The organism is Streptomyces sp. JW3 (assembly GCF_052216785.1).
GTDB lineage: Bacteria > Actinomycetota > Actinomycetes > Streptomycetales > Streptomycetaceae > Streptomyces.
This window is the reverse complement of the sequence record NZ_JBQOUX010000324.1, coordinates 1-245: the sequence shown is the minus strand read 5'-3', so window position 1 is coordinate 245 and position 245 is coordinate 1. Positions and strand designations below refer to the sequence as shown.

The 245-nt window shown below is 73.9% G+C and carries 1 protein-coding gene; it reads left to right on the top strand.

What is annotated here, in order from left to right; all coding sequences use genetic code 11:
• Nucleotides 1-21 precede the first annotated feature (21 nt).
• A partial coding sequence (locus ACTT8P_RS38680; protein WP_442836466.1) for an AMP-binding protein occupies nucleotides 22-245 on the top strand: 224 nt, incomplete at its 3' end.

Here is a 245-nt window from a genome sequence, read left to right as displayed (position 1 = left end):
GGTCCGACCGAGGCCACGGTGATGGCGACTGCGGTGGAGATCGCGGAGGGCGTCACGCCCGAGGACGCGCCGCCGGCGATCGGCCGCCCCCTGGCGAACACGCGCGTCTTCGTGCTGGACGAGTTCCTGCGGCCGACGGCCCCCGGCATAGTGGGCGAGGTGTATCTCGCCGGTCCCGGTCTGGCCCGTGGCTATCTGGGCCGCGCGGACCTGACCGCCGAGCGGTTCGTGGCCTGCCCCTTCCT